Annotated in this window: 2 protein-coding genes; one reads left to right on the plus strand and one right to left on the minus strand. The window is 65.1% G+C overall.

What is annotated here, in order from left to right:
• Positions 1-68 precede the first annotated feature (68 nt).
• A complete protein-coding gene (locus NTW26_12030; protein MCX7022976.1) occupies positions 69-1,361 on the minus strand; it encodes a Gfo/Idh/MocA family oxidoreductase in 1,293 nt (430 codons plus the stop codon).
• A 754-nt stretch (positions 1,362-2,115) separates the two neighbouring features.
• On the opposite strand from NTW26_12030, the gene NTW26_12035 reads away from it, so the two are divergent.
• On the plus strand, positions 2,116-2,477 hold a 362-nt coding region (locus NTW26_12035), incomplete at its 3' end, for a hypothetical protein (protein ID MCX7022977.1).

The following is a 2,477-nucleotide window of genomic DNA, read 5'->3' on the forward strand; positions in this document are numbered from 1 at the left end:
GACTTCGGCGCACGTGGCCATCCCCACGCCGGCGGGGCCGCTGGCGAACAAGGGGGCGAAGACGCTCTTCATGACCTCGCGGTCGAGCGGATCGCCAGGTTCCCCATGAGCACGGTCTCGGCGAAGGGGCCGGAGTAGTCAAAGTTCGCCGACGACGGCTTGCCCGTCTTGCACGCCCGGACCCAGTCTTTCTCGTGTCCGCCCTCGCCGCCGGCAACGCGCTCCAGCGTCTTGGCTGGCTGCCGGTATTCCTTCATTCTCGACTCCGGAACCAGCCTCGGTCCGCTCCCGTAACATCCGCACATGAGGAGGCCCTTGTCGCCGATCAACAGGACCCCGCCGTCGTCGTCGCCCATGCGGCGGCCCTTCTCGAGCGCCTCCGGGCGGGGCGGCATCATCCCGCCGTCCCACCAGGTCAGCTTGACCTCCGGCATGCCTTCCCGCGCCGGGAACTTGTAGCGGACGATGGTCGACCGCGGGTACTGCTCATTCTTCGGCTCCGTCTTCTGCCACAGCCCCTGCCAGTAGGTCGAGATGCAGCCTTCCACGCTGATGGGGTACTTCAACTTCAGCGCCCAGAACGCGGGGTCCATGATGTGACAGCCCAGGTCGCCGAGCGAGCCGGTCCCGAAATCCCACCAGGCCCGCCACGTCCCCGGATGGTACGTGGGATGATAAGGGCGCATGGCCGCGGGGCCGATCCACAGGTCCCAATCCAGCGTGGCCGGGACCGCCGGCGTCTCCTTGGGCCGATCCACCTCAACGCTCTGCGGCCAGACGGGCCGGTTGGTCCAGCAATGCACCTCGCGCACCGGGCCGATAGCCCCGTCCCAGACCCATTCGCACATCAGGCGGGCGCCGTCGCCGGAATGCCCCTGGTTGCCCATCTGGGTCCTGACCTTGTGCTTGCGGGCCGCCTCGGTCAGCACCCGCGCTTCGTAAACACTATGGGCCAGCGGCTTCTGAACATAAACGTGTTTGCCGCGCTGAATCGCCGCCAGGGCAATCACGGCATGGGTGTGGTCGGGCGTCGCCACGATCACCGCGTCAATGTCCTTCTGCTGGTCCAGCATGACGCGGAAATCCTTGTACGCCTTGGCCTTCGGATACTTGCCGAAGGTCTTGGCGGCGTAACCCCCCGCGTCCACGTCGCAGAGCGCGACGACGTTCTCGGACTCGCAGGCGGCCAGGTTGCTCCCGCCCATGCCCCCGACGCCCACGCCGGAAATGTTGAGCTTCTCGTTTGCGGCGGGCTTCCCCTCGCCCCCGAGCACGTGCCGCGGAACAATCGTCAGCGCCGCCACCGCCGCCGAGGCCTTCATGAAACTCCGGCGGCTGATCTCCAGCCTCTGCCTCGCCATGTTCGCTCCTCCTTCAAGTCTCCGTTTGCGGCCGGGACCCTCCCCAACACACCGGTGACTATACGGCGGAGGCATTCGCTCGACAAGAGAAGTCCTGGCTCCGTGCCGGGGATCATTACCTCTGACGGTTAGAGCCCCTGGGCACATGTGGCGGGGAGGGGTTCTTCCCCAGGCAGCACCGCGAACTATTACTGCAACGCCGCTTAACCTCGTGCGCGGTGGGTCTCCTGACCCACAGCGCGGCAATTGCCCCCGGGCGGCGAGATAACGGTCGCCGCCGCGCGGTGGGCAGGACTGCCCACCGCGCCACCCAGTTGCACTCACACGAACAAGTGTGACGGACTACTAGCGCACGGAATGTTGCCGATCCCACATACAATCCCGAGTGTAGGACCCTTTGTGTCCATACATCGCCCGAATCCCACATTTTGAGCAGATGGCGGGCGGGGTGCCGTCGGAAGCCCCGCCCCCCCCGAACCCTCGGAAAGTGCCATTTTACTGCGGTTTTTTTGTCCTCTCGGATTGTCCGCCCGATTTGACTTTTGCTGCAAACTGCGGTATACTTCTACCGTGTGGGACGGCGCAGAAGCTTGTGTGGGAGGGTATTCTGGGCCCATCGGGTGACGTCTTCCACATGGGGGTTGACATCCTCAACAGGGGCCCTGCCTCATAGAGGACATGGGAGGGACTAGCCACGTTTACCCGAAAAACACTCTCGATCATACTGACCACCCTCGTGGCGGCGTCGGCCCAGATGGCCCTCGGCGCGGACGCCTTCCACGGTAACCTGACGGTAACCGGGAACCAGACGGACCCCACGGCCGTCATCCCCGGCACTCAGGTGCAGATCACGGTGGCCGACAACCCGCAGACGTACAAAGCGAGGATTCCGAACACCTATGTGCCGGGGACCAGCATCACGTTCGGCCAACTGAACTGGAGCGTGACCTTGGGCACGGGCCTCGACCTCACGACCGGCTCTCCGTGGACGTGGGACAACAGCCTCGTGAGCGGCTTCCCCTACGTCTACTTCTACGACTCGACGTCCGGCGGGGAACGGATTGTCGGCCGGCGGGCCTTCCAGCTTGTCCAGGTGGAGCCGCTGCCGAAGCCGAA

Source organism: bacterium, assembly GCA_026398675.1.
In the GTDB taxonomy this organism is placed as follows: domain Bacteria; phylum RBG-13-66-14; class RBG-13-66-14; order RBG-13-66-14; family RBG-13-66-14; genus RBG-13-66-14.